Annotated in this window: 25 protein-coding genes; 12 read left to right on the top strand and 13 right to left on the bottom strand. The window is 73.4% G+C overall.

Going from position 1 to position 25,587, the window contains the following annotated elements:
- Nucleotides 1-18 precede the first annotated feature (18 nt).
- Entirely contained in the window at nucleotides 19-945 is a 927-nt protein-coding gene (locus IF27_RS21360) for a sigma-70 family RNA polymerase sigma factor (protein WP_190233058.1), read from the bottom strand.
- A 140-nt stretch (nucleotides 946-1,085) separates the two neighbouring features.
- Between IF27_RS21360 and IF27_RS21355 the strand changes: the two genes are divergently transcribed.
- Entirely contained in the window at nucleotides 1,086-2,483 is a 1,398-nt protein-coding gene (locus IF27_RS21355; RefSeq protein WP_052851299.1) for a hypothetical protein, read from the top strand.
- Nucleotides 2,484-2,534: 51 nt separating this feature from the next.
- Complete coding sequence (locus tag IF27_RS21350; protein ID WP_052851298.1) at nucleotides 2,535-3,971, top strand: ATP-binding protein; 1,437 nt, start codon at nucleotides 2,535-2,537, stop codon at nucleotides 3,969-3,971.
- A gap of 28 nt (nucleotides 3,972-3,999) precedes the next feature.
- On the opposite strand, the gene IF27_RS21345 is transcribed toward IF27_RS21350, so the two are convergent.
- The 9 genes from IF27_RS21345 to rpmG all read right to left on the bottom strand — a co-directional run bounded on the left by IF27_RS21345 (nucleotide 4,000) and on the right by rpmG (nucleotide 11,641).
- Nucleotides 4,000-4,638 (bottom strand): hypothetical protein, encoded by a 639-nt coding sequence (locus IF27_RS21345; protein WP_052851297.1) that lies wholly within the window; start codon nucleotides 4,636-4,638, stop codon nucleotides 4,000-4,002.
- A gap of 169 nt (nucleotides 4,639-4,807) precedes the next feature.
- Nucleotides 4,808-5,161, bottom strand: coding sequence for a hypothetical protein (locus IF27_RS21340; protein WP_052851296.1), 354 nt, complete (start codon nucleotides 5,159-5,161; stop codon nucleotides 4,808-4,810).
- A gap of 16 nt (nucleotides 5,162-5,177) precedes the next feature.
- The gene (locus tag IF27_RS21335) at nucleotides 5,178-5,531 is read right to left on the bottom strand and encodes a hypothetical protein (RefSeq protein ID WP_052851295.1); all 354 of its coding nucleotides are present in this window, start codon (nucleotides 5,529-5,531) and stop codon (nucleotides 5,178-5,180) included.
- Entirely contained in the window at nucleotides 5,531-8,971 is a 3,441-nt protein-coding gene (locus tag IF27_RS21330) for a DUF6531 domain-containing protein (RefSeq protein ID WP_052851294.1), read from the bottom strand. Before IF27_RS21330 ends, IF27_RS21335 begins: the two co-directional genes overlap by 1 nt.
- Nucleotides 8,968-9,561 carry a hypothetical protein gene (locus tag IF27_RS21325; RefSeq protein WP_052851293.1) on the bottom strand — a complete coding sequence of 198 codons (594 nt, stop codon included), beginning with the start codon at nucleotides 9,559-9,561 and terminating at the stop codon, nucleotides 8,968-8,970. Before IF27_RS21325 ends, IF27_RS21330 begins: the two co-directional genes overlap by 4 nt.
- A 218-nt stretch (nucleotides 9,562-9,779) precedes the next feature.
- Complete coding sequence (gene rpmF, locus IF27_RS21320) at nucleotides 9,780-9,950, bottom strand: 50S ribosomal protein L32 (RefSeq protein ID WP_052851292.1); 171 nt, start codon at nucleotides 9,948-9,950, stop codon at nucleotides 9,780-9,782.
- Nucleotides 9,951-9,986: 36 nt separating this feature from the next.
- Nucleotides 9,987-10,223, bottom strand: coding sequence for a 30S ribosomal protein S18 (rpsR, locus tag IF27_RS21315; RefSeq protein WP_052851291.1), 237 nt, complete (start codon nucleotides 10,221-10,223; stop codon nucleotides 9,987-9,989).
- A 41-nt stretch (nucleotides 10,224-10,264) separates the two neighbouring features.
- Complete coding sequence (locus tag IF27_RS21310; RefSeq protein WP_052851290.1) at nucleotides 10,265-11,419, bottom strand: CobW family GTP-binding protein; 1,155 nt, start codon at nucleotides 11,417-11,419, stop codon at nucleotides 10,265-10,267.
- 57 nt (nucleotides 11,420-11,476) lie between these two features.
- The gene (gene rpmG / locus IF27_RS21305) at nucleotides 11,477-11,641 is read right to left on the bottom strand and encodes a 50S ribosomal protein L33 (RefSeq protein ID WP_052851289.1); all 165 of its coding nucleotides are present in this window, start codon (nucleotides 11,639-11,641) and stop codon (nucleotides 11,477-11,479) included.
- Nucleotides 11,642-11,713: 72 nt separating this feature from the next.
- On the opposite strand from rpmG, the gene rpmB reads away from it, so the two are divergent.
- A complete protein-coding gene (gene rpmB / locus IF27_RS21300; RefSeq protein ID WP_052851288.1) occupies nucleotides 11,714-11,950 on the top strand; it encodes a 50S ribosomal protein L28 in 237 nt (78 codons plus the stop codon).
- The gene (gene rpsN / locus IF27_RS21295) at nucleotides 11,950-12,255 is read left to right on the top strand and encodes a 30S ribosomal protein S14 (protein WP_052851287.1); all 306 of its coding nucleotides are present in this window, start codon (nucleotides 11,950-11,952) and stop codon (nucleotides 12,253-12,255) included. Before rpmB ends, rpsN begins: the two co-directional genes overlap by 1 nt.
- Nucleotides 12,256-12,309: 54 nt before the next feature.
- On the opposite strand, the gene IF27_RS21290 is transcribed toward rpsN, so the two are convergent.
- Nucleotides 12,310-12,714 (bottom strand): pyridoxamine 5'-phosphate oxidase family protein, encoded by a 405-nt coding sequence (locus IF27_RS21290; RefSeq protein ID WP_052851286.1) that lies wholly within the window; start codon nucleotides 12,712-12,714, stop codon nucleotides 12,310-12,312.
- Nucleotides 12,711-13,343, bottom strand: a complete 633-nt coding sequence (locus IF27_RS21285; protein ID WP_052851285.1) for a TetR/AcrR family transcriptional regulator — start codon at nucleotides 13,341-13,343, stop codon at nucleotides 12,711-12,713. Before IF27_RS21285 ends, IF27_RS21290 begins: the two co-directional genes overlap by 4 nt.
- A 160-nt stretch (nucleotides 13,344-13,503) precedes the next feature.
- On the opposite strand from IF27_RS21285, the gene wrbA reads away from it, so the two are divergent.
- A complete protein-coding gene (gene wrbA / locus IF27_RS21280; RefSeq protein ID WP_052851284.1) occupies nucleotides 13,504-14,112 on the top strand; it encodes an NAD(P)H:quinone oxidoreductase in 609 nt (202 codons plus the stop codon).
- A 26-nt stretch (nucleotides 14,113-14,138) separates the two neighbouring features.
- Here wrbA and IF27_RS21275 read toward each other — a convergent pair whose 3' ends face one another.
- Nucleotides 14,139-16,445, bottom strand: coding sequence for a carbohydrate-binding module family 20 domain-containing protein (locus IF27_RS21275; protein ID WP_052851283.1), 2,307 nt, complete (start codon nucleotides 16,443-16,445; stop codon nucleotides 14,139-14,141).
- Between the two features lie 423 nt (nucleotides 16,446-16,868).
- Between IF27_RS21275 and IF27_RS21270 the strand changes: the two genes are divergently transcribed.
- The 7 genes from IF27_RS21270 to IF27_RS21240 all read left to right on the top strand — a co-directional run bounded on the left by IF27_RS21270 (nucleotide 16,869) and on the right by IF27_RS21240 (nucleotide 25,566).
- Complete coding sequence (locus IF27_RS21270) at nucleotides 16,869-19,433, top strand: AfsR/SARP family transcriptional regulator (protein WP_052851282.1); 2,565 nt, start codon at nucleotides 16,869-16,871, stop codon at nucleotides 19,431-19,433.
- A 166-nt stretch (nucleotides 19,434-19,599) separates the two neighbouring features.
- Nucleotides 19,600-19,944, top strand: a complete 345-nt coding sequence (locus tag IF27_RS21265; RefSeq protein WP_052851281.1) for a hypothetical protein — start codon at nucleotides 19,600-19,602, stop codon at nucleotides 19,942-19,944.
- A 64-nt stretch (nucleotides 19,945-20,008) separates the two neighbouring features.
- Complete coding sequence (locus IF27_RS21260; protein WP_052851280.1) at nucleotides 20,009-20,308, top strand: hypothetical protein; 300 nt, start codon at nucleotides 20,009-20,011, stop codon at nucleotides 20,306-20,308.
- 24 nt (nucleotides 20,309-20,332) lie between these two features.
- Entirely contained in the window at nucleotides 20,333-20,749 is a 417-nt protein-coding gene (locus IF27_RS21255; RefSeq protein ID WP_052851279.1) for a hypothetical protein, read from the top strand.
- Between the two features lies 1 nt (nucleotide 20,750).
- Complete coding sequence (locus tag IF27_RS21250) at nucleotides 20,751-22,529, top strand: hypothetical protein (protein ID WP_052851278.1); 1,779 nt, start codon at nucleotides 20,751-20,753, stop codon at nucleotides 22,527-22,529.
- A 15-nt stretch (nucleotides 22,530-22,544) separates the two neighbouring features.
- The gene (locus tag IF27_RS21245) at nucleotides 22,545-22,892 is read left to right on the top strand and encodes a hypothetical protein (protein ID WP_052851277.1); all 348 of its coding nucleotides are present in this window, start codon (nucleotides 22,545-22,547) and stop codon (nucleotides 22,890-22,892) included.
- Nucleotides 22,893-23,124: 232 nt separating this feature from the next.
- The gene (locus IF27_RS21240) at nucleotides 23,125-25,566 is read left to right on the top strand and encodes a TPR repeat domain-containing protein (RefSeq protein WP_190233057.1); all 2,442 of its coding nucleotides are present in this window, start codon (nucleotides 23,125-23,127) and stop codon (nucleotides 25,564-25,566) included.
- Nucleotides 25,567-25,587 lie beyond the last annotated feature (21 nt).

The raw sequence follows: 25,587 nt of genomic DNA, 5'->3' as shown, positions 1-25,587 counted from the left end.
GACGTGGTGAATGCGTTCTCACCCTTCTGACGGAGCCGCGCCCGCGGAGGTAACACCGCCGGGACCCGGATATGCCGGGAGGTCCATGGCGGCCAGCCTGGCCGGGTCGTTCACCGAGAGCATCCCGGCGATCCGCCCGTCCACCACCGTGCAGGCCATGACGCCGAGCAGCCTGCCGCTCGGCCCCCAGACGATCATCCCGGCCTCGCCGTTGACCAGCGCCGGGTGCACGGCGATCGAGGCGTGGGCGCCCAGCTGGATGCGTGCCGCCACCTCCGTCGCGCCGAGACGGACGACCGTCCCGCGCGCGCCGTACGAGTGCCACGCCACGTCCGGGTCCAGCATCCGCACCAGCTCCTCGAAGTCGCCCTCCCGCGCCGCGGCGAGGAACGCACGCATCACCTCCCGCTGCCGCGGCAGCGCGTCGGCGGGGCGGTACGACGCCCGCACCTTGCGGCGCGCCCGGCTGGCGTGCATCTTCGCCGCGTCCGCCGACCGCCCGAGCACCTGGCCGATCTCCCCGAACGGCACGCCGAACATGTCGTGCAGCACGAACGCCAGCCGTTCCGCCGGGCCCAGCGTGTCCAGGACCACGAGCAGCGCGAGCCCGACCGACTCGGCGAGCACCGACTCGTCCTCCGCCGACGCCTCACCGGTGTCCAGGGCGACGCCGAAGTCCGGCAGCCGCTCCTCGTACGACTCCTCCGGGTGGGCCTTGCGCGAGCGGAGCGTGTCGATGCAGATCCGCCCGACGACCGTCGTCAGCCAGCCGCCGAGGCTGCCGATCGCCGACGCGTCCTGGCGCGCGAGCCGCAGCCACGCCTCCTGCACGGCGTCCTCGGCGTCGGCCCGTGACCCGAGCATCCGGTAGGCCACCGCGACGAGACGTCCGCGCTGCTCCTCGAACGCTTCCGCCAGGGCCTCTTCCGAACCGGTCACCCTCATGCCGTTACCTTCCTCGCGTGCGCTTCGTCATGGCTATGACGGGCCCGGCCGGGCCGAGGTAACCGATGACCGCGTGCGTGAGGCAGGACATCACACCGCCCGGCGGGGGCGCGGCGAGGGATCGCTGGCATCCTGGCCGGATGGACGCCGACGCCCCCGCTCCGGTCCATCTCGACAAGGTGATGGACGGCCTGGCGACGAACCCCGCCGTGCCCGCCAACCTGATCGGGCGGCTGGTCGCATGGCGGCGGGGCCACGGGACGGTGGCGAGGCGTCCCGACCTCACCGAGGACATGTGCGCCCGGATCATCGCCACCGGCGACCACCGGCTCCTGCACGGCCTGGCGCTGAACGACCGGCTGCCGGGCCGGTTCCGTGTCCTGCTGGCCGCCCACCGGGACGAGGCGGTGCGGTCCGCGCTGGTCGTCCACGCCGCGACGGCACCGAGGGCGATGCTCGAACGGCTCATCGACGACCCCGCACCCCAGGTCCGCAGGGGGCTGGCCCAGGCGCACGGCACCCCGCCCGACCTGCGCGCCCGCCTCGCCACGGACCCCGTCCCCGAGGTCCGTGCCGCACTGGCGAGGCACTGGACGCAGGCGGCCGAAGTGGTCCGCCGGGCGCTGCTGACCGATCCCGAGGCCGAGGTACGGGCCGCCGCCTGCTCGACCTCCTGCGCACGCGGGCCGCGTCCCGCACCGCCCGCCGACCTGCTGCCGACGCTGTTGGCGGACCCCGTGACGCGCGCGGGCGCCGTGGCGCACGCCGTTCTCGACGCGGACACCCTCCGGCGGCTCGCCGCCGATCCGGACGCGAGCGTCCGGGTGCAGGTCTTCGCCAGGCAGGACACGCCTGAGCACGTACGCGCGGAGATCCACGACGCGTTGCACGGGCTCTCGTGTCCGGGGGACGTTCCGGGACCCGACGCCGACGACGACGAGGCGTTCCTGCGGTGGTACGACGACGTCGCCGCGCGCGGGGAGCTGCGGACCCTGCGGCTGCCGTGGGTCACGGCCGATCCGCTGCCGCACCTCGACTCGCCCTATGTCGCCTTCCGGGTGTCGGCGGCGCTGGGCGAAGCCCTTCCGGCCCACGCGGTGGCGCGGCTGCTCGACGACGAGGAGGAGATCGTCCGTCTCACCATGGCGAGCGCCGCCCCGCACCTGGTCGATCCCGCGACCGCCGAGAGCATCGAACGCCGCTACCGCCGACGGGACAAGTTCACGTTCTGGTGGGACGAGGCGCAGGTCCTGACCTTCCCCCCGGACACCCTGCGCCGCTTCGCCGCCGACCCCGAGCCCCGGCTCCGCTCCTTCGCCCCCCGCGATCCGGATCTGCCGCCCGAGCTGGCCGAGAAGCTGGCCTCCGACCCCGAGGACCGCGTCCGTCGCGCGGTCGCGCCCCACCGCAATCTCCCGCTCCCGTCCCTGCTGCGGCTCCTCGCCGACCCGTCCGGGCGTGTAGCGGAGGCCGCCGGTGCCTCGCCGTCCCTTCCCGTCGGGCGCATGGAGTGGTTGCTGACCAGAGCGGGCCTGTAATGGTAGATTCGGTCTACGTAAGATTCGGTCTACGTTTAGGGCGGTGCGGGGATGGAGTTCCGAGGGCGGAGCGGGGATCTGGCGCTGCTCGCCGAGCAGTACCGGATCGTCGCGGACGGTGAGGGCGGTACGCGGGGGCGGGCCGTGATCATGACAGGGCGCCGCCGTGTCGGGAAGTCGCGGCTTGTCCAGGAGTTCTGCGACCGCTCGGGCGCCCCCTACGTGGTGTTCCAGGCCAGCCGGGGCCGCAATCCCGTGGCCGAGCGGGCCGACTTCACCACCACCCTGGCGCACGCGCCCCTGCCGGGGGCGGAACTCGTCGCCGGTCTCCAGCCGCAGGACTGGAACCAGGCGCTGCGCGCCCTGGCGCTCGCCGTCCCCGAGGACCGGCCCGCCGTCGCCGTGCTGGACGAGGTGCCGTGGCTGGTCGAGCAGGACCCCGAGTTCGAGGGCGCGCTCCAGACCGTCTGGGACCGGCACCTGTCGGCCCGGCCCGTCCTGCTGGTGCTGGTCGGCAGCGACATGTCGATGATGGAGGCGCTCCAGTCGTACGGGCGGCCGTTCTTCGGACGCGCCGCCACGATGACCGTCCGGCCGCTCGACCCGGCGGACGTGCGGGACATGACCGGGCTCGGCGCGGCCGAGGCGCTGGACGCCCACCTGATCACCGGCGGGTTCCCGGAGATCGTCCAGTCCTGGCGGCCCGGCATGGACCGCGCCGCCTTCCTGCGGGCCTCGGTGACGCACCCGCTGTCGCCGCTGCTGGTGGCCGGTGAGCTGTCGCTGCTCGGCGAGTTCCCCGAGGCGTCGCACGCGCGGGCCGTGCTGGAGGCGGTCGGCAGCGGCGAGCGGACATTCGGCGCGATCGCCGCGCAGGCGGGCGGCTCGGGCGCGCTGCCGTCCGGCACGCTCACCCCGCTGCTCGCCACCCTCCGGACGAAACGGGTGCTGGCGGCCGACCTCCCCCTGTCCGCCAGGCCGGACAGCAAGAACAAGCGCTACCGGATCGCCGACCCGTACCTGCGCTTCTGGCTCGCCTTCGTCCAGCGCGCGATCCCCCTCATCGAACGCGGCCGGGGCGACCTGGCGCTGGAGCGCATCGAACGGTCCTGGACGGCGTGGCGCGGGCGGGCCGTCGAGCCGCTGATCCGTGAGGCGCTGCTGCGGCTGCTGCCCGACAGCCCGTGGCCCGACACCGGCGCGGTCGGCGGCTGGTGGAACCGGCGGAACAACCCGGAGATCGACCTCGTCGGCGCGGACCGCGAGCCGGTCGCCGGGGAGGTGCGGTTCGTCGGCTCGGTGAAGTGGCTGGAGACGCGGCCCTTCGACCGGCACGACTACGACGCGCTGGTCCGCGACGTGCTCGCCGTGCCGGGCGCGGACGCCGCCACGCCGCTGGTCGCCGTCTCACGGTCAGGCGTGGCCGCCGGGCTGCCGCTGGCGGCCCACTGGGGGCCCGAGGAACTGCTCGCCGCCTGGCGCCCCTGACGGCCGGGCCCCTCGTCCGCAGGGCTCGTCACGGAGTCCGGCCGACACCGTGCCAGGGCAGCGCGGTCCGCCACCGCTGCCCGTCAGCCGCCCAGTCGAGCAAGGTGTCGCGGACCGCCGCACGGGACGTCACCTGTGCACGACGCCGCTCGGCGGTGGCGCCCGACCGGTGCTCCACCTCGTAGCTTCCGTCCTCCCGGAGCAGGGCGTGGATGTAGCGATCGCCTTCTAGCCCTTCCGTCACGCGTTGGAGGAACACGTACGTCCTCCTCGCCAGGTCGGCGAGCATCGCCTCGACGGCGGAGGCATCGGGGTCGCGCACGATCCGTCCGCGGGGGTCGAGGGCGATCAGCCCGACCGGCCCGAGGCCGGACCTGCGCTGCCCCTCCTGGATCCACCGCCTCTCCTGGTCGGTCAGGGGGGTCGGCGGCACGGGAGGCCCGTCAGCGGCATAGACGGCGATGGGGTCGTCCGGGGCGGACCACGACCCCACGACCTTCAGCCGGTAGGTGTGGACGCCGCCCTCGGGCAGCGGCACGGAGAGCAGCTCCGACGCGGGAGGGCCGGGAACGCACCGCCCCACGTCCTCCCCGTACGGGCCTCCTTCGAAGACGGCGTGCATCCAGCCGCGCGGCGGGCTGCCCGTCCCGTCGAACACGTCCTCCATCGGGCCTCCTCCGGCGCCGCACTACCGTAACCCTCCGACGTGACGTGGAGACCTGCGCACGAACCGGTCGGTCCAGAAGCAGGTCGTGCGGCGCCGGACTCGCCCATGTGCCGCCCGCAGTCCGGCTGTTGGCGCGCGCATGTCCTGATGCTCCGCGCTGCGAGCCGGGTCAGGCGCCGGGGTCGGGGCCGTTCGGAGGCGGCGGTGGTTCGACGGCGGCGAGGGCGGCTCGTACGGCGTGGTCGAGCTGCGGGCGGGCCTCGCCCCCGTCCGCCTTGCTCAGCAGCGCGGTGAGGAAGGCGCGGTCCGGGTAGCCGTCCCCGCTGCCGCGCGGCGCCCGCGCCTGTGTCCAGATGATGATCATCATCTCGTTGCACGCCTGGGCGCGGCGCAGGCGGCCGGGGGAGCCGTCGGCGAAGATCTCACGCGCCGCGATCCCCAGCCTGTGCCCGAGCGCCAGGAGGAACGGCCCCCGGGCGCTGTCGGACGCCAGGGCGGCCAGCGCCCGGTTCCCGAGGCTCATCGGTCCCGCGCGGCGCTCAGGCCGTCCCGCGCAGCGGGCCGAACTTGGACGGCGTCTTGTGGTTCCCGTCGTCCTCGTGCCACGCGCACCGGGTCGCGCACACGTATCCCGCGCCGCCGTTCAGCAGGTACACGGTCTCGTGGCCCAGCGGTTCGCGGCCCAACGTGTCGTGCGCGAGGCGGCCCTCCGCCTCCTGGACGGTCAGGCGCTCGTACGTGGCGGCCACCTTCATCTCCGAGACGGAGGCGAAGGCGACGTCGATCCGCGTGCTGTACCTCTGCGGGTGGAAACTCCGCAGCAGCAGGAGCGAGTGGCTCACGGAATACTGCCAGAGCTGGAACGTCCTGTCCCAGCTGCCGATCTCGTTCACTAGGTCCTTCCGGGGCGGGGCCAGGTGGCGGGTTCCGGGAGGGAGACCGGGCTGCCGCCTTCGTAGAAGGTGATGCTGTCCCAACTCCGGTACTCTCTCCTGACCGATTCTCCGACATGGTACATCTCGCGTTCTGTGGCGAACCAGTTGTCCCCCATTCCCTCGCGATAGGCATTCATGAAGCGCTCGGAGGGAGTTGATCCCGTGAAGCCGTCCAGCGCGACATGCAGCCGGACGTCTTCGTTGCGGGTCGCCTGCCACACCTGGTTCTCCCATGTCTCCATGTCGTCCAGGTAATGGGTGAAATCGTGGGCTTCGGCGAATTCCCGCAATCCCTCGCTGCGCAGGCCGAGGGCGACGTTGTTGGGGCACGGGCTGAGCCCGAGGGGGTCCGTCCAGAGGAACGGGTTGCCGACGTAGGCGTAGGGGTCGGGGCCCGCGGCGAGGCCCAGGGGGTCGGGCGACACGTAGCGGGCGGTCTCGTCGTCGTAGTGCCGCTGGTAGTTGTACGCCAGGCCGGACTCCGGGTCGGCGTACTGGCCAGGGAAACGCAGGGGGGTGTGGGCCGTGCTCCCGCGTGCCCACGACGTCACGCCCCACAACGTCCTGTCGGCGCGCCAACCCGTCTCGCCCGTCTCGCTGATCAACTCACGGGGCGAGCCGGTGAGGTCGGTGACGATGGCGAAGAAGCGGGAATCCACTTCCTCCTGGGTCGTCCTGTCGGTGAGGCGCTCCGTCTGGGAGAGGGGAATGCGCCCGTCGTATTCCCAGGTCAGAGTTATGGAATGAGCGAGATCCTCGCGGGTGGTGGTCTGTTCGACAAGAACGCTGCGATCCCAGGTGAAAAGGGTTTGTTCTGCCGGGGATTCGCCGTCCGACGGCAGAAAGCGCTTGGATATCCTGCGGCCGAACGGATCGTACGCGTAGTGCCACCGTTTCCCGTCCGGTGTGACGACTTCCACGAGCCGGTCCTCGGCGTCCCACCGGTAACGCCACACGTCCGGTTTTCTCGAGAGACGCTTTTTCCGTCGCACGACGACACGACCTGCCTCGTCGTACTCGTAGTGCGTGGCTCCCGTGCCGGACAGCCGATATCCGTCGTACGCGTGCCCGTCCGTCGTACGCCCCGACCACTGGGCCGAGTTCTGCATGCTGCCGGAGCGGTAGGTGTACCGCTCCTCCCCCAGGGAGGTGACGCGTCCTGCCCGGTCGGTCTCCAGGACGGTCTCGCCGGTCCGGGGCTCCGACAGTGCTTCGAGCACGCCGTCCGGCCGGTACGCGTACGAGCGGCGCCCGAGTTCGCGTCCGCCGACGGACACCAGCTGTTCGACCAGCCGCCCCGCGGTGTCCCAGTCGTGCGTGAAGCGCAGCGACTCCCCGAGGGTGCGGGTCAGTTCGCGTCCGGCGAGGTCGTACGTCGAGGCGATGTCGTGCCCGTGGGTGTGGAACGAGGTGCGGCGTCCGGCGGCGTCATGGACGTAGTCGGTGTCAAGACCGCTCGGGGTCAGGCGCCCGCTCCGGCGGCCCGCCTCGTCGTACCTCGTGTGCAGGGCGCGGCCGTTGATGCTCTCGGAAGTGATCCGGCCCACGGCGTCCAGGGTGCGCCGCACCTCGCAGTCGGGACCGGTGGCGCCGACGAGGTTGCCGTTCCCGTCGTGCGCGAACGTGATCCGCCGGTCGCCGGTGTCCTTGCCGATCAACCGGCCCATGCTGTCGTGCACGTAGGAGACGGTCTGACCGGCGGCGTTCGTCCGGCTGACGAGCCGTCCCGCGGCGTCCCGTGCGTACGCGGTCCGCCGCCCGTCGAAGTCGCGCTCCGCCGTGAGTCGGCCTGCGGCGTCGTAGGTGTACTCCCAGGCGCGGCCCTGGCCGTCCACGACCTTCGTCAGCCGGAGGGAGGCGTCGTGCTCGAACGTGTACCGGGAGCCGTCGGGATCGGTCCGTGCCGCCAGCAGGTCGAAATCGGTGTGCTCGAAGGTGGTCGTGGCGCCGCCCGGGCCCGTGAGACGACGGCAGTTGCCCTCGCCGTCGTACTCCCAGGTGCGCTCGGCCCCGTCCGGCCCCACGACGCGTGTCAGGCGGCCCTCGACCGACCACCACAGACGCGTAAGCCCGCCCCCGTCGCCCTCGACGGCCGTGACCCGGCCGAACGCGTCGTACCGCCGTGTCCGCCGCGCGCCCAGCGGATCGGTCACCTCCACGGGGAGCCCCGCCGGATCGCAGACGAGCCGCGTCGTCGCGCCGAGCGGCGTGCTGGTGCTCGTGAGCGCCCCGTGGCGGTCGAAGCTCCGGCGTACGGTGCCGCCGAGGGGGTCGGTCGTGGCGACGCGGTTGCCGTGCTCGTCGTAACGGTGTTGCCAGACGGCGCCGTTCGGCAGGGTCGCCTCGGTCAGCTGGCCCAGGGCGTCGTAGGCCATGCGGATGGTCTCGCCGTCGGGGCGCGTGACCGTGAGGGGCTGGCCCGTCTCGTGGTGGGTGACGCGTGTGGTGTGGCCGAGCGCGTCGGTCCAGGCGGTGAGGCGGTGCCTCTCGTCGAACTCGCTCCGGGTGACGTGCCCCAACGGGTCGATCTCGGCGACGACGTCGCAGTGGTCGTTGACGACGAACCGGGTCGTCCGGCCTTCCGCGGTGGTCACGGTGGTGACGCGTCGCCCCGGCCAGGCGGCGTCCTGGCCGTCGTAGGCGAGGGTCAGCGTGAGGTGCCCGGCTCCGCCACGGCCCGACGTGCAGCGGTCGCGGTCGTCGTAGGTGTAGGCGTACGTGCCGGCGTTGGTGTCCGTCCACGAGGTGATGCGGTGCCGGTCGTCGTAGGTGAGACGCAGGGCGGCACCCGACGAGTCGATGATCTCGGTGAGGCTGCCGTCCGTGTAGCCGTAGCGCTTGACGGTGCCGCCGCCGTTCTCGAGCGTGAGGGCGGTGACGCGGCCGTCGTCCGTGGTGACGGTGAGGTGGTAACCCGCCGAGTGGCGCAGGGCGGTGGGAGCGCCGTAGGCGTCGTAGGTGAAGTCGATGGTGTTGGCGTTGCGGTCGATGATCCGCGTCAGGAGGGCGACGCCGCTGTTGCCCGGTTTGGCGAAGCAGCGCGTGTGACCGGTGACGGGATCGGTGACCGTGTGGGTGCCGTCGGCCAGGCGGCGCAGTTCCAGGGACGGACCGGCCGACGGCAGGGCGGCGGCGCCGACCTCCTGGTGGGGATACGTGAGCAGCATCCCGTCCTCGGTGACGAGGACGACGCCCTCCTCGTCCACTTCGAGGCGCTGGTCGAGCGTGGAGGCCCACGACGGGCCGAACCAGAACCCGGCGCCGTAACCGGACTCGGCGCGGCGGTTGAAGACCAGCGGCAGCGTGCCGGGGAGCACCAGGTCGGTCTGCGGCAGGTACATCGTGCCCGTGGCCAGGTCGATCGGGTCGGTGCCGCGGCTGCGGACGAGATTCCTCATCCGGTCGTACGCGCGAGGGTGGTGAGGCCTTTCATGCCGGGGATGCAGTCGAGGGCGGCGAAGGCGACGTCCCAGAGGGATGCTTCGCCGCGCGCGTATTTGATGAGGGTGTCGGCGAGGACGACGAGGGCTGCGGCGAGGACGATGAGGGCGAGGGGTCCGCCGATGATCATCACGACGACGCCGAGGACGGCGACGATCACCTTGCAGACGTCAACGATGGTGTCCCAGTTTTCGGTGACCCAGTGGACGGCCTTCTGCCACCATTTGCGGTTCTGGATCCCGGCGTCGGAGGCTTCGTCGATGTCCCTGGCCGCCTCGCGTGCGGCCTCCTCACGCATCTCCCGTGCCTGCTGGGCGAGTTCGCGGGCGGCGTCAAGGCTGTCCTGGGCGGTATCGACGCGGGCCTGTGCGGCGTCGCGGGCGGCATCGGCTGCTTGGCGGTCGCGGGTGGCGGCGCGGACCTCGGCCTCGTCCGGGGGCGGGGCGTTGTCGCGTTCGCCCTCACGCTGGAGCCGGTCGGACTCGTCCCCGGCACGTGAGACCCAGTCCTGTGCGTCGCCCAACGAGCCCTGTGCCGAGGTGCACATCGTCCGCGAACGTCTGCAAAGCGTCCGCCAGTTCACGGACCTCGTCCGGGTCCCCCGGCGTCGGATCGGAATCCATCCCCACCGGAGACCAATCTGACGCGCGCACCGCACTACCCCCCGTGTCAACGAACACTTGGGGCCAGATTAGTTGCGAGGGGCGGGTGGTGCGTGGCTGCGTCCACCGCCCGCCCCGGGGAGCCCGCTCTCCCGCGCGCCGGTCAGTCTCCCGGGTGCAGGTACCCGCGCTGGTACGCCCGCAGCAGGCTCCGGGGCACCAGGTGGCGTACGCCGTCCACCGTGATCGGGACGAGTTCCGGCGTGCTCGCCTTCCACTGGGCCCTGCGGTGGCGGGTGTTGCTGCGGGACGTCTTCCGCTTGGGGACGGCCATCGTGCTCTCCTTCGTGGTGGGTGGGGGGTGGGGGTGTCAGCGGCCCGCGTAGGGCAGCAGCGCCATCTCACGGGCGTTCTTGATCGCCCGGGTGAGCTGTCGTTGCTGCTGCACGGTGACGTGGGTGACGCGGCGGCTGCGGATCTTGCCGCGGTCGGAGATGAACTTCCGCAGCAGGTTGGTGTCCTTGTAGTCGATGTACGTGATCCCGGCGGCGTACAGCGGGTTGGGGCGCGGCTTCTGCTGGCGGCGCGGGTCGGTGCGGCGGGGCATGGTGGGCTCCGAACTGTCGGGAATCGGGGAGCGGTCGGGGGTCAGGAGACGGGGTCGAGCAGGCCGTCGAAGGCGTCGGGGTAGCGCTTCCACGCGGCGGGTCCCGCCGCCAGTTCGGCGTCGGTGAGCAGGCACGATTCGAGGACGCGCGTCAGCCCGTCGCGGTCGAGCCCCGGCGAGGTGAACACCAGGTGCTGGCAGCGGTCCCCGTGCTCCGGGTGCCAGTCGAGGGACGCCGCCGCGCGGCGCACCGGCGGCACCCACTCCCAGGCCGCGTCGGGCAGCGAGGCCAGCCAGGGGCCCGCGTTCTCGACGCACAGCGCGCCGCCCGCCGCGTCCCAGGCGAGCAGTGTGTCGGGCCGGTCGGCGAGCCAGAAGCGGCCCCGGCTGCGCGCGGCGGCGCAGCACAGGTCCTCCAGCGCCTCGTACAGGCGCGCCGGGTGGAAGGGCCGGTGGCGGCGCCACACCAGGGTGGCGACGCCCGACTCGTCGGCCTGCTGCGGGAGCAGGGCGCACGCGGCGTCCTGCGCGTCGGCGGCGGCGCCGACGTCGAACCCGGCGAAGGCGAGCGCCGCCAGTTCGCCGGAGGAGACGGGCACCTGCCGTGCGGTGGGGTGCAGTTGGGTGAGGAGCGCGCGGTCGGTGTCGTCGGCCGTGCCGTCCTCGACGACGGCCAGCACCGGCGCGTACTCCAACTGCCGGGCCCAGGTGTCGCCCACCGTGCGGTTGTCGGTGACGGCCGCCGCGAGGCCCGCCTCGGCGAGGTCGTCGCCGTTGGCGAGGCAGGGCAGGACGAGGGCCGGGTCCACGGCCGTCATCACCTGCGTGAGGGTGAGCGCGTCGCCGCCGTGCGCGGCGATCACCTCGGCCATGCCGCGGGGTTCGACCGAGTCCCACAGTTCGAGGACGGCCAGCCGGGCGAGGCCGCTGTCGGCCAGCCGCTCCAACTCGGGCACCAGATCCTCGCGCAGCGCGCAGCAGGCGCAGTCGTTGACGAGCGGGGTGACGCCGCGCGACAGCTCGCCGGACGCGTCGCGCACGGTGCGCAGGACCGTGCCGTCCGGTGCGCCGGTGAGGTCGTGGTGGAGGGCGACGCTGCCGGGCACGGTGGCGAGGAGCCGCCGCGTGACGGCCTTCCTGGCGTCGGAGTGGAGCCCGGCGACGATGACGACCGGCAGGGGGCGGGCGGGCGTCATCGCGGGGTTCCGTGGCGTGCGGTGCGGTGCTTCATGGGTGTCCTCGGGAGCGGGGGTTCAGCGTTCTTCGCGGAACGGGACGTGGCGCCTGACGACGGGGTCGTACTTGCGCAGGGTCAGGCGGTCGGGGTCGTTGCGGCGGTTCTTGCGGGTCACGTAGGTGTATCCGGTCCCGGCGGTGGAGCGGAGCTTGATGACCGGGCGGACGTCGTTGCGAGCCATGGGCGCTACTCTATGACAATGATTTCCATTAACGATAGGCGCCCCGGCGCGCCGAGGGGCAGGTGACCCCGGATGTCCGCCCACTGCCAGCTGACCGGGGCGCGCCCGCTCTTCGGCAACGCCATCTCCCACTCGCACGTCCGCACCCGCCGCCGTTTCGACCCGAACGTCCAGCGCAAGCGCTACTGGCTGCCGAGCGAGGGCCGTCACGTCCGGCTGCGGCTCAGCGCCGGGGCGATCAAGACCGTGGACCGCATCGGCATCGAGGCCGCGGTGGCGCGCATCCGCGCCAGGGGGGAGAAGGTCTGATGGCGAAGAAGAGCAAGATCGCGAAGAACGAGCGGCGCAAGGCCGTCGTCACCCGCTACGCCGCGCGCCGGGCGGAGCTGAAGGAGGTCCTGCGCGCGCCGGGGTCCACCGACGAGGAACGCGGCGCGGCGCTGCGGGAGTTGCGGCGTCAGCCGCGCGACGCGAGCGCGACGCGGGTGCGCAACCGGGACGCCGTGGACGGCCGTCCGCGCGGCCATCTGCGGGCGTTCGGCCTCTCCCGGGTGCGGATGCGGCAGCAGGCGCACGCCGGGTTCCTGCCGGGAGTCACCAAGTCGTCCTGGTAGCGGGGGAGTCGAGCGCGGTGGTCCGTGCCCACGGGGGGACGGGCCACCGCGCCGTCACCAGCCGGGAGGCTTCGCCGTGCCCAGCGCGCGGGTGACGGTGATCTCGATGACGACGCGCTCCGGGTTCGGCCGCGGGGCGCGGTAGCGCTCGGCGTAGCGCCGCTCCGCGTCGGCCACCGACGCCGGGTCGTCGCGGACGACGGCGGTGCCTTCGAGCGTGCACCACAGGCGCCCTTCCGCCTGGCTGACGGCGACCCGCGCGCCCGGCCCGGCGGCGAGCAGGTTGCGGACCTTCTTGCTGCTCGCGCTCGTGATGACGCGGGCGACGCGCGTGTCCGGGTCGTAGGTGAGGCCGACGGGCACGAGGTGCGGGGTGCCGTCAGGGCGCGGCGTGGTGAGGAAGCACGTCCTGCGCTGCCGCCAGAACGTTTCTCCGGCGTCCTCGGGGGCGGTCGTCATGGGGACTCCTCGGGGTGCGGGCGGGGGGCGACGCCGTCGAGGAGGACGTCGAGGGCTGCGGTGATCCGGTCACGGGACGCGTCCGCCGTGGCCGTCAGGTGCTCCAGCAGGCTCGGCGCGAGGGGCGCCAGCAGCAGGTGCGCGAGCACGTCCGCGTCGGCGCCCGGCCGCAACTCCCGCAGCAGCAGGGCGACATGCGTGTGCGTCGTGACGTACACCCCGCTGCGGTAGCGGGCGGGGGGCGAGGCGGACTCGGCGACGAGCAGGATGCTCAGCTGCCCGGTCACGCGCTCGGCGAGCGCGTGGAGGAAGGCGCGCAGCCGGTCGGCGGGCGGGGCGCCGGGGCCCAGCGGCGGCGGGCCGGTGAGGAACGCCTCCTGGAAACGCCGCTCCTCCTCGTCGAGCAGCGCGAAGAGCAGGGCGCCGACGTCGCCGAAGCGCCGGTAGACGGTCCCGACGCCCATGCCCGCCGCGTGCGCGACCGCGTTCATCGTCACGGCCCGGGGGCCGTGCTCGGCGACCAGCCGGGCCGCCGCGTCGAGGATCTTCCGTCGGTTGCGGGCGGCGTCCGCGCGCTCGGGCGCGGGTCGGCCCATGACGGGAAGCTCCGCGCGGTGCGTGCGGTCCATGGCCCGAGGCTACCGGATAACTATCCGATTCGACCCCGGGAGACCCTTGCGAACCGGATTCCGCTCCGCTTTACTCGGATGGCGGAGCGGAACCGGATAGCGATCCGGATGTCCGCGTCCCACCCGGCACGCACGGTACGGCAAGGAAAGGGGCACTCGCGTGAGCGCCAAGATCGCGGTCATCCACTACTCGTCCACCGGAGCGGTCCACCAGCTCGCCCGCGCCCTCGCCGAGGGCGCCGAGGAGGCGGGCGCCGAGGTGCGGCTGCGCCGCGTGCAGGAGCTGGCACCCGACGCCGCCATCGACGGCAACCCCGCCTGGCGCGCGCACGTCGAGGCCGTCCGCGACACCGTGGAGGTCGCGACCCTGGACGACCTCACCTGGGCCGACGCGTACGCCTTCGGTTCGCCCACGCGCTTCGGCAACGTCGCCGCGCAGCTCAAGCAGTTCATCGACACCGCGGGCGGCCTGTGGCAGCAGGGCGTCATGGCCGACAAGCCCGCCACCGCCTTCACCAGCGCCCACAACGCGCACGGCGGCAACGAGTCCACCCTCCTCGCGCTCTACAACACCTTCCACCACTGGGGCTCGATCATCGTCTCGCCCGGGTACACCGACCAGATCGTCTACCCGGCGGGCGGCAACCCCTACGGCACCTCCCACCGGGGCAGCGACGGCGCGCCCGGCCCCGAGGTCCTGGCGGCGGCCCGCTACCAGGGCCGCCGCCTCGCCACCGTCACCGCGCGCCTGCTGACGCCCGCCGCCTGACGCCGCGACGCCCGCCGGGCCCGGCGTCAGCCGCGCCAGACGTCGTTCAGCAGCGCCCTGCCCCCGGACGGCACGGTCGCCGTCCGGTTCCGCCCGCTCTCCCAGACGACGCCGGGCCGCCCGTCCGTCGTGCGCACGTACTTGTACGCGAACGGCGTCCCGGCGGGCAGGTCCACCTCCGCCTGCCACAGCGGATGGCCGCCCGGGTCGAGCGGCACGGCGCGCGCCGGGTCCCAGGCGCCGAGCTGCGGCAGGTCGCCGACGACGGCGACGTGCTCGCCCCACACCGTCGGCGCCTCGACGGAGAACGCCGACCCGGTGAAGCCCTGTTCCGGCTCGGCGTCGCGCGAGAAGACCGTGACGGACAGGCTCGTGGCGGTGCGCTCGCCCGGGCGGTCGGCCGCGCCGTCCGCGTCCAGCACCGTCCGCCACGACCCGGCGGGCAGCGAGACGGTGTAGGCGGCGTCGGTCGGGTTGAGGACGACGACCGTGTCGTACGCCGTCGGGGCGTCCTGGTCCGCGCTGACGGCGGCGATCACGACCTCGCCGTCCGTCCGCGTCGTCATCCGGTCGCGCACGGCCTCCCAACTCGTCAGCCGCAGGGCGGGCGTCGCGCGGCGCAGCGCGACGAGGTCGCGGTAGTAGCGGAACGTGTCGGCGTGCGCGACCTTCTCCGACCAGTCGAGCGCGTTGACGTCGTCACCGGCGCGGTAGGAGTTCTTGGCCGTCTCCCAGTCGCCGTCCACGACCTTCGAGTGCAGGAACTCGTCGCCCTCGTGGAAGAACGGGACGCCCTGCGACGTCATGACGACGGCGGTGGCGAAGCGGTCGATGCGGCCCGCCCTGCCCTGTTCGCCGCCGGTGGCGCCCGAGTAGACGATCTTGTCCCAGAGGTTCAGGTCGTCGTGCGCCGACACGTAGTTGACGGTCTGCGCCGGGTCGTGGGCGAAGGCCGGGTCCCACAGGTCGGGCAGCGGGTCCGTGCTGTGCACGGCCAGGGGCGAGCCGCGCAGCCCGAGGGCGACGGCGGCCGGGTCGCCGCCGCCGTCCATGTACCCCATCGTGGTGTCGCGCGAGCCGCCCTTGACGGCGTCGCGGAACGCGCCGTTGAAGACCCCGATGCCCGCCTCGGCCAGCGTCGGGACCGTGCCGTAGCGGACCTTGGACGCCTCCTGCGGGTCGGTGCAGCCGCCGCACCACGGCTCGCCGTGCAGTTGCAGCGCGCGGTCCGGGTACGTGGCGCGCAGGTACTCGCCCCAAGCCGCGGCGGACGCGTGGTGGTGGACGCCGAGGAGGTCGAGACGGAAGCCGTCGATGTGGTAGTTCCTGACCCAGTGCTCCAGCGAGTCGCGGATCATGCGGCTGACCATGGGGTTGCCGTCGTCGAGGGAGTTGCCGGTGCCCGACAGGTCGGTGGGCGTGTAGTAGGCGGGGGTGATCGGGCCGAACACGTCCTGGCTGTACGTGTGGTTGTAGACGACGTCCATCAGCACGCGGATGCCCGCCCGGTGGAAGGCGTTGACCATGTCCTTGAACTCGCGGATACGGTCCTCGGTGCCGGTGAAGCGCGAGTACTGCTCCTCGGGCACGTTGTAGTTGACCGGGTCGTAGCCCCAGTTGGGCACCGGCGTGCCGAAGTCGTAGGACGGCATGAGCTGGACGTGCGTGACGCCCAGCTCCTTCAGGTGGTCGATGCCCGTCGTCACGCCCTCGTGGCGCGTGCCGCTCTCCGTGAGGCCGCCGAACGTGCCGCGCAGGCCCTCGGACACGCCAGAACTGGCGTCGATCGTGTAGTTGCGGACGCTCAGCTCGTAGACGACCGCGTCCTCCGGGTTCTCCTGCGGCGGGGTGGGGGCCCAGCCGCCGGTGGGCTCGACGGCCGCCGCGTTCACGACCACCCCCTGCGTGCTGCCCGGCCGCACCATCTGGGCGTACGGGTCGCGCACTTCGCGGCCCGCCACCCTGAACTGGTAGGGCTCGTCGTGCAGATCGCCCTCGACCACCACCTCGTGGACGTCGGTGTAGCCCGGCAGCTCGGCGGGGGAGAGGACGTGGACCCGCCCGCCGGTCTCCACGGTCACGTCCGCGCTGTCGGGGGACCAGAGGCGGAACGTGGTCGCCTCGGGCGTGTACACCGCGCCCAGGGTGTCGAGCGGCGTGGTCGGCGGCTCGGCCGCGGTGTCGGCGGTCGTGCCGGACGTGGCGAACGCGCCGGGCAGCAGCGCCCCGGCGGCGGCCGTGACGGCGAGCAGCGCCCACAGCGCGCGCCGACGGCGGCGCGGGGCGGAGGTCTGTCGGTGGGGGGTGGCGGCCGGAAGGCTGACGTCGCGCATGGCGGTCCCTTCACGTCGGTGCGGGCACGGTGCGCCCGCGGGATCGAGCCGTTGGGGAGTACGTGCCACGCCGCGCCGGGGCCCCAAGCGCGCCGACCGGGATTGATCGTTCCGGCGTGCGGGAGTGATCGCCGATGTCCGGGACGATGCCGGGGAACGGCCGGTTCGCGCGCGGAGCGCCGAGCCGCGGGAAAGGTTGCGCGCGGCGGGTGGGCATCCCGGCACTTTTCCGGTAACTAGCCTGTGACACAGGGAAGTTGTCGGGTAAAGCGAAGGCATGGCCCACGCCCGCGCAGCTTCCGCTCGCCCCGCGCGGAAGTAGAGTGGGAGCACGATGCGCGGGTGCGGCGTGCGCGGGTCCCGGGGTGGGGGCGCGCCCGTGTCCTGTCCCGTCCTGTGTCCCGCGTCGGTGAGGGGTCTCCCTTGGACGTACGGCTGCTCGGCCCGGTCGAGGTGTTCGGTGACGACGGTGCTCCCCTGCCGCTGACCGCACCCGCGCCACGTACCGTTCTCGCCGCCCTGGCGCTGCGGCCAGGCACCGCGGTCAGCGTCGGCGAACTCGCGGAGCGGCTGTGGGACGGGGACCCGCCGCGCGCCGCCGCCTCCGCCGTCCGGGGCCATGTCGCCCGGCTGCGGCGCGCGTTGCCCCCGGGCCGCGTCGTCACCGTGCCGGGCGGCTACGCGCTGCGCGCCGAGGCCGTCGAGATCGACATCGGCCGGTTCCGCGACGCCCTGGCGCACGCCCGCGCCCTGCTCGCCGAGGAGCCCGACCGCGCCACCGCCGCCGTGGACCGCGCCCTCGACCTGTGGCGCGGCGCGCCGCTCGACGGCCTGCCCGCCCGCGCCGCGCACGAGCGCGACCGCTCGGCGCTGCACGGCCTGCGGCTCGCCGCCGTCGAACAGCGCGAGAAGGCGCGGCTCGCCGGGCACCGCAGGGCCGCGGCGACCGCCGGATTCCCGGCGGGCATCGCCACCTTCGTCGCCCGTGCCGCCGAACTGGCCCGCGTACGTCGGCTGTTGACCGACGCGCAGGACGCCCCCGCCGTCTGCCTGGTGGACGGCCCCGGCGGGGTCGGCACCTCGACGTTCGCCGTCCGTGCCGCCCGCGAGGTCGCCTGGCACTTCCCCGACGGGCTCGTCCACGTCGATCTGCGCAGCGCCGACCCGCACGACCCGCCCCTCGACACCGCCGAGGCCCGCCGCCGCGTCCTCGCCGCGCTGGGCGCGCCCGGCAAGGACGTCCCGCACGACCCGGCCGCCGCCGAGGCGTACTACCGCGCATGGTTCGCGGGCCGCCGCGTGCTCCTGCTGCTGGACAACGCGCTGGACTCCGCGCAGGTCGCGCCGCTCCTGCCCACGGAGGCGGGCTGCGCCGCCGTCGTCACCAGCAGGAACGCCCTCACCGGCCTCCGCGGCGGCCACCACGTGCATCTCGACGTCCTGGCGACGGCCGAGGCCGTCGCGTTCCTGCAGGCCACCGCGGGCGTCCCCGCGGGGCGGGGCACCGAGGAGGAGTGGGCGGAACTCGCCACGCTGTGCGGCTGCCTGCCCCTCGCGCTGCGCATCGTCGCCGGGCGCATGTCCACCCGCCCCGACTGGCGCGTGGCCGACTGGACCTCCCTGCTGCGCGACGAGCGCCGCCGCGGAGACGCGCTCACCGCGGACGACGACGACCTGCGGGCGGGCCTCATGGTCAGCATCGAACAGCTCGCCCGCGGCGGCGACCCGCGGGACCGGCTGGCCGCCACCGTCTTCCCCCTCCTCGGCGCCGCCGCCGTCCGCACGTTCTGCCCCGGCTCGGTCGCGGCCCTCACCGGCTGCACGGCCCGGGAGGCGCGCGAGGCGCTCGACCGGCTCACGGACGCCCGGATCGCGAGCAGCCCCCGGCCCGGCATCTACGCGCTGCACGACCTGGTGCGCTCCGCCGCCGTCCGGCAGGCCGCCCGGCTGCCCGCCGAGCGCACCGCCGCAGGACTCGCCGGACTCGCGCGCTGGTACCTCGGCTCCCTCTACCGCGTCAACTCGCCGTTCGCCCTGTCCGACCGCTACCGCCGCCGCTACCGGGCCGGCGCCGGGCGGTTCCCCAGCGGGCAGCTCTTCACCCACGTGGACGAGTCGCTGCCCTGGGCGGACGCGACGCTGGAGGACGTCCTGTCGCTCGCCGCCGCCCTGGCCGCCCCCGAGCACGACGACGGGCAGGCCCTCGGCGGACGGCCGCTGTCCGACTTCGCGCTGGAGGCGGTCTCCGCGCTGGAGACGTACTTCGGCATGCGGCTGGCCTGGCGGGCGCAGCGGCGGCTGTGCGACCTGGTGCTGCGGGTCGCCGCGCGGCGTGACGACACCTACGCGCGGGCCGTGGCCTACGGACAGTTGGGCAAGGCGGCCGGGCAGCGCGGCGAGGGGCTTGAGGGCGTCGAGCTGCTGCGGCGCAGCGCCACCCTCTTCCGGGAGTGCGGGGAACGGGCCGAGGCCATCGCCGTGACGACCAACCTCGTGCCGTGCCTCGGCTCGGCCGGGCGGCTCACCGAGGCCGTCGATGAGGCCGAGCGCGCCCTCGCCGAGGTGGACGCCGCGGGGCTGCCGGAACTGCGCCCCCAGGTCGTCAACAACCTCGGGCGCTGCCATCTCCTGCTGGGCCACCACGCCGAGGCGTACCGACTGTTGATGAACAACTACAGGTCGCTCTCGCTGCCCTACGAAATGACCATCGCGGCCGGTGTCCTGGCGGAATACCACCTGGAACTCGGGGAATTCGAGGAGGCCGCGCGCTGGGCCGGACGGTCACTGAGCCATGCCGCGGAGCAACCGTTCGATCCGTTCGTGGTCGCAATGCAGCGCACCTGGCTCGCGACCGCGCTGCGCGGTCTGGGACGCGAGAGCGCCGCCCATGTGCAGGAGATGCAGGCGCGGGCGATCCTGGAGAACCTCAACATGCGGGAGAACAGCCATCTTCGCGTCCGCATCGAGGAGAAGTACTCGCCGGTGTAAGTCCGTTTCGGGCTGTTCCGACGTTCCGTTCCCGGGTTTCTTACCGAACTGATACACACCGGTCGATGCGCCGACCGCAGAAGTGGTGAATCATATGACCCAACATACGGCGGCGTATGTCCAAGGGGCCGTCGCCGTCAGTCGAGTGGGAGCGTGAGACGCAGACATGGATTTCGACAAGGTCAAGCTCGACGGGGACCAGGCGGCGGCGGTCCGGAGCATCCTCCTTGAGGCGTACCAGGACATGGCCACCACGTCCACCAGGCTCGGCGGGCTGAGTGACACCGTCCACACCGCCATCCGCGGCGCGGGCACCGCCCAGGCCCAGGAGAACTACTCGGCGCTCGGCAAGTCGGGCCAGGTGCTCTCCGAGATCCTGGAGACGCTGGAGACGGACTTCGGCATCGTGATCACCGAGGCCGAGGAACTGGACATCGACGCCCAGGGCGTCGTGAACGGCGTCTCCATCCAGACCATCACCCCCGACGGCGCGATCGCCGGCGGCATCTGAACCCCGGGACCGCGGTCCGTGCCGTCCGGCACGGACCGACCTCGCTCAAGAGAAAGGCACCACCGTGGCCATCGAGTTCATCGCCTCCGGCTTCCAGGACATCTCCTCCCAGACGACGGCGCAGCGGGAGGAGGTCGAGCGCATCTGGAACGAGGTCCGCAACGGCATCCAGTCCATCGCCGCCAACGAGGCGGTGCAGGAGCAGGTCAGCGCGCGTCTCGCCATCCGTGACGCCGAGTTCCGCCAGAAGGTCGGCGTGCACGACGAGAGCGTCGGCAACATGCACACCGGCATGAACCGGGTCGCGACCATGGCCGGTGAGCGGGCCGAGCGGATGGCGCGCGTCGCCGGCGGCGGGGCCTGACACCCACGAAGGGAAGCGCTGACCATGGTCACGATGAACATCGGCGGCCTCAACGGCGCCGAGGACGGCGCGGGCAGACGCGATGGTCTCGCGTCCATGAAGCAGAGCTTCGCCCAGATCGCCTCGGCCCGGGAGATGTTCGGCGACGTGCCGAACGCCGCCCGCGCGTCGGCGGCACTGGAGGCGGCGGCCCTCTCCATGCTCCGTGAGCTGGAGCGGGCCGGCGTCACGGTGGAGGACATCAGGACCAGCGCCGCCACCGCCGCGGGCATCGGGCTCGACACGGACGAGGACGCGCGGGTGATGCTGTCGAAGGTCGATATCCGCGACATCACCGAGTTCGACTGGAGCATGGAGGCGGAACACCCCTCCGTGCTGGAGGATCTGCCGCCCACCACGGAGTACTTCCCGCCGGGCGGCGTGTACTGGGGGGCAGGCTGACATGGCATCGCCTGACGCGGCGTTCGACGACGCGATCAACAGAATCCTGAGCGCCCGCTACATGCACATGCAGGCGGCGGCCGGTGCGTGGCGCGCGCTCGCGGCGGCGGCCGGTGCGGAGGGCAGCGCGCTCGCCGGTACGGCGCGGGCGACCGCGGCCGAGGAGGGCGTCGGGCTGCTCGAACTCTCCGACCGCATCTCCGCGGCGAGCGGCTGGGCCGAGGGCGCGGGCCAGGCGGCGGTCCGCATCGCCGACCAGCTCCAGCAGGCGGCGGACCACTCCGCGCGCGCGGCGGAGAAGGCCATCGAGCTCGACGACCAGTTCTTCGAGGTCGAGCAGCGGCTTGAGGAGCGCATCCGGGTGATCGACGTCGGCATGGGGGTCATCCGTGCCAGCGAGGTCGCCACGACGCAGAAGACGGAACTGAAGAACCAGGCACTGGTCGTGCTCGACGGCCTCAGCGACGAGTTCAGCCGTGTCATCGGCGAGGAACCGCCGCCCGCGCCCGAGGGCGGCTCGGGCGACGGGGGCGTGCAGAACTCGGCCGCGTTCGGCGGCGGTGGCGCGGTGGGCGCCGCGGCGGCCTACGCGGCGAACCGTGGCGGCGGGGGCCGCAGCGTGGCGTCCGTGTCCGGCGGTGGTGGCGGCGGCGCGCGCCGGGCGGGGTACGTGGCCCCCAACGGCGCGTCGGTCGGGGAGGGCGACTACCCCGGCTCCAGCGTCGTCGGCCCGGAAGGGGGCGACTTCGCCGGGTGGGTGCAGAGCCCGAGCACCGGCCACCTCGTCGATCCGGCGACGGGCCGGGAGTTCGACCCCTCCACCGGCCAGTGGATCGACCCGAACACGGGCGAGGGCTGGGGCGCCGAGACCGACTACTCGGGCCGCTACTCGGGCCTGGGCAACGGTCCAGGCGCGGTCGCGGGCGGCGCGGGGGTCATCCCCGGGCTCGTCGGCGGCGGCGCCGCGCTCGTCCCCGGCCTCGTCGGGGGCGCCGGCGGGGGCAACATCGGCGGCTGGTACGGGGGAGCGGTGCCGCCGAGCATCGCCAACGCCGGGCCCGCCCGCCAGCAGATGACCCAGCAGGCCCTCCAGAACATGGGACGGCAGGCCCGGGTCGCCAACTCCCTCGGCATCCACCAGGCGGCCCAGGGCGGGCGCCCGTACCTCCCACCGCCAGGCGCGTCCACGGCGGGCCGGTTCGGGCAGCGCCCGGCGGCCGGCAGGAGCGGCGCCGGCGGCTTCACCCAGGCGCGTGGCGGGGGCGGCACGGCCTTCCCCGGCCGGGCCGGAGGCGTGCCGGGCGGGGCCGCAGCGGGCGCCGCCCGTGGCGGGATGATGCCGCCGGGGGCGGCGGCGCACGGCGGCGGACAGGGCGGCCGTACGCGTGGCCGACTCGGCGCCGGGCGGGCCACCGCCCTGCGGGAGTCGGCAGGGACGTGGCGCAGCGGCGTCCGGGACGTCACGGCGGGCGGTCGCCTGTCGGGGCGGCCCGGTGGCGCGGCGGCGGCGGGGGCCCAGGCGTCCGTACGGCCGGGGACGTCCGGTGCGCCGGGCGCCTCCGGGACCGCGACGGCACGGGCCGGAGCGGCGGGCCCCTCGGGGGCCGCCGGTGCGGGCGCACGAGGGGCCGGTGCCGCGGCGCCGCCCGCGGGCGCGCACACCGGTAACCAGCGGGACCGGGACGACAAGGCCCGTGACCGCAATCCCACCGAGCTGACCGAGGACCCGGCGGTCTGGGCCACCGACAGGGCCGCCACCAAGGGAGTGCTCGGTGAATAGCACGAGGAGACAGCAGTGAACTTCAGCAGCCTGGGTTACGAGTCGGAGGGCTACCGGGACGCGGGCCGGGGCAGCCTGGACAGCTCGGACGCGGCGGAGAGCAGCGGGCGTTACCTCCGCATGGCGGAGGTCAACCCCGGGAGCTACGCGGGGGCGACCGAGTTCCCCGCCGCGGTGATCGCCACCCGGGAGAAGCACATCCGGGGCGTCGGCATGGCGGCGGAGGGCCGGGAGAACATGGCCGGGGCCGACTTCACCGTCGCCGACGAGGGCGACGAGCTGGAGATCGACACCAACGCCACGATCAACGGCGTCGTCATCAACACGGTCAGCGCCGACTCGTCCGTCGCCGACGCCATCTGACGCCGCGCCCGGCGGGGACCTCCGGTTCCCCGCCGGGGCGGTGCCCGGCCTCACGTAAGCACAGGTGAACCCCCGGTTTCCGTCGTCCCCGGATACCCACGGCAACCTTCCTGTTCCCTTCAGGCCGAGTTAACTTCCCGTCCGGAAACGCCACATCCGGCCCTCCCAAGATCATTCGCGCACAGGACCGCGCGGACGATCGGGGCGACAGGGCCTCATGGGGGTGGCGGAGATGCCGGACTTCTCCTTCAGCAGCGACGAGGTCGAGGACGTGGCAGGGAAGAAGCCGTGGACCCGGCAGCGGGATTTCTCCGCCGAGATCAGGCCGGGCGAGATGGCGGACACCGCCCTCGTCTACGCCCGTGCCGCCGGTGAGGCCGACGGCGCCGGTGAACTGGCGCGGCACGCCACCGAGGTGGCGGCGGACGCGGGCACGCTCGACGGCGCCCCGCTCGTGGACGAGGACGGCCGCATCGACGCGACGGCACGCGGACTCCAGGGCAACGGCCAGGACATGGACCGCGTCGTCGGCTACGTCGTGCGTGCCATGAACGAGGCGATCACCGCCGAGGAGGAGGTCACGAACCTGATCCTCGGCGACGGCGGCCTGGAGGAGGCGCGCTCGCGCCACATCAGCGCGGCCGTCAACGAGTGGGAGGGCTGGCAGGGCGCGCTGCGCACGGCCGTCGAGAGCCCCCTGCCCCCGTCGCTCACCAGGGGCCGCATCGACACCGTCCAGGTGACGTACCGGGGCACCACGCTCGACGTCCCGCCGACCCACAGGTCCGCGCTGGAGACGGTCTACCAGCTCCCCGACAGCCTCGCCGCGGGCATCAGGCGGCGGCACCTCGACGACTGCGCCGACAGCGCCCGCGCCACCGACGCCGACATCACCGACGCCGTCACCGCCTACCGCGGCAGGCTCGCCGACTACGGCGCGGAGCTGGGCGACCTCGGCTACGACCTGTCCGACGGGCCGCTCGGCCTGTTCACCAGCGAGGACCAGGCCGTCTGGGCCGCCGACCGGCTCGCCGAGGAACTCCGCGAGGAGCCCCCGGACCACGAGGCCCTGCGCCGCTGGACGGAGACCCTCGAATCGATCAGGCTCGGTGTCCACGGCGACCCGCCCGGCTCCACACGCCCGCTCACCGACGCGGAACTCGCCTACCTCGACGCCTTCTACGGCCGCCTGGACGCGGACGCCCTGGTCGCGCTCGGCAGGCTGGCCGGTGAGGGCGAGGACGCCGATCCGCCCACCGGCGGCCACGCCGCCGCCCAGCGTGTCGCGAACGGGCTGACCATGATGCTCGACTGGCGCGTCGGCGGGCACGACCCCGAGCGGGAGCCCGGCGCGATCCCCGAGGCGCTGCGGCCGTTCGTCCTCGACCATGAGGACAGCATCCTGTTCGACCCCTCCCTGCCCGTCGGTTTCGACGACGAGCTGCGCCGCTTCAACGACTTCGGCGACCTCATGGGCACGGCGACCGTCCCGCCGGGCGACGAGTTCGGCCGCGTCCTCGCCGAGGCCGCCGTGGACCTCGGGCAGCGCACCAACGTGCAGTACCTGCTGGGCGTCGTGGACGGCGTGCCCAACACGGTGAGCAGCGACCTGCTGCACGTCGCGTCCCTCAACACCGGGCTGTCCGCCGACCTCCTGAACGACGACACGTTCCGCTCCGGGCTGCTCGGCATCACCTGGCAGGACAGCGAGGGCGCCGCCGACCTGATCACCAGCGGCACCACCATCCCGCCCGGCCTCGACCACCACGACAACGCCGCGGGCGCGTACGTCGAGGCCGCGTACCACCTGTTCACGGACGCGCCCGACCGCTCCGCCGAGATCCTCGGCACGGCGAACGACCACCCCGCCGACCACACGGCGCTCCAGACCTCGCTGTCCGACCTCGCGGTGCGCTACATGGACCAGCTGTCCAAGCCCGAGTCGCCGGAGAGCGCGTTCGCCGCGGGCGCGTCCCCCGGCGACGTCACCGATCCCGACCTGCTCGGCAACGACTACCGCTACTCGTTCGACCTCTCGCACGACGACCGCATGAAGCTGTTCACACTGCTCGGCGGCACGGAGAAGGACGTCAACGAACAGTTCAACGCCGGAGTCGCGGCCTGGCAGGAGACCACGGCCTACAACGCGTTCGTCCGCGACGGCACCAGCGGCCGTGGCCAGGACGACGCGTTCGCCGCGATCGGCCGCGTCGAGGGCACCCTCCACCGCGCCGAACTCGACCGGGACATCCCCACCGCGGCGAGCGCGCGCAACCAGTCGTCGCTGGTGGCGGGCATCGCCGCCGCCGGTACGATCATCAAGGACGCGACGCCGCCGCTCCCCGGCAAGATCGGCGTGGTGGTCGCCACCTACGGCCTCGGCACCGGCATCCGCTACCTGATGCCGGACACCAGCCCGTCCCTCGACTGGCAGGCGGAGAACGAGGCGTTCCGCAACGGTGACACCATACCCAGGCGCCTCATCGCCGAGGCCGCCGTGCACGCCGACCACCGCGGCCTGGGGGACGCCACCCTGACCGACCCGACCGACGACAACCTGAACGAGACGGACATGCTCCGCTCCGTAGAACGGATCGAGCACGAGTACGACTCCTACCGGGACGCGATGCGAGACGCCTACCGGGGCGAGGTCTACAGCCGCCGTACTCCGTAGCTGCACCAGCCAGAGAGCCAG

The organism is Streptomyces avicenniae (assembly GCF_000719135.1).
GTDB classification, from domain to species: Bacteria; Actinomycetota; Actinomycetes; order Streptomycetales; family Streptomycetaceae; genus Streptomyces; species Streptomyces avicenniae.
This window is presented reverse-complemented; position numbering and strand designations above follow the sequence as displayed.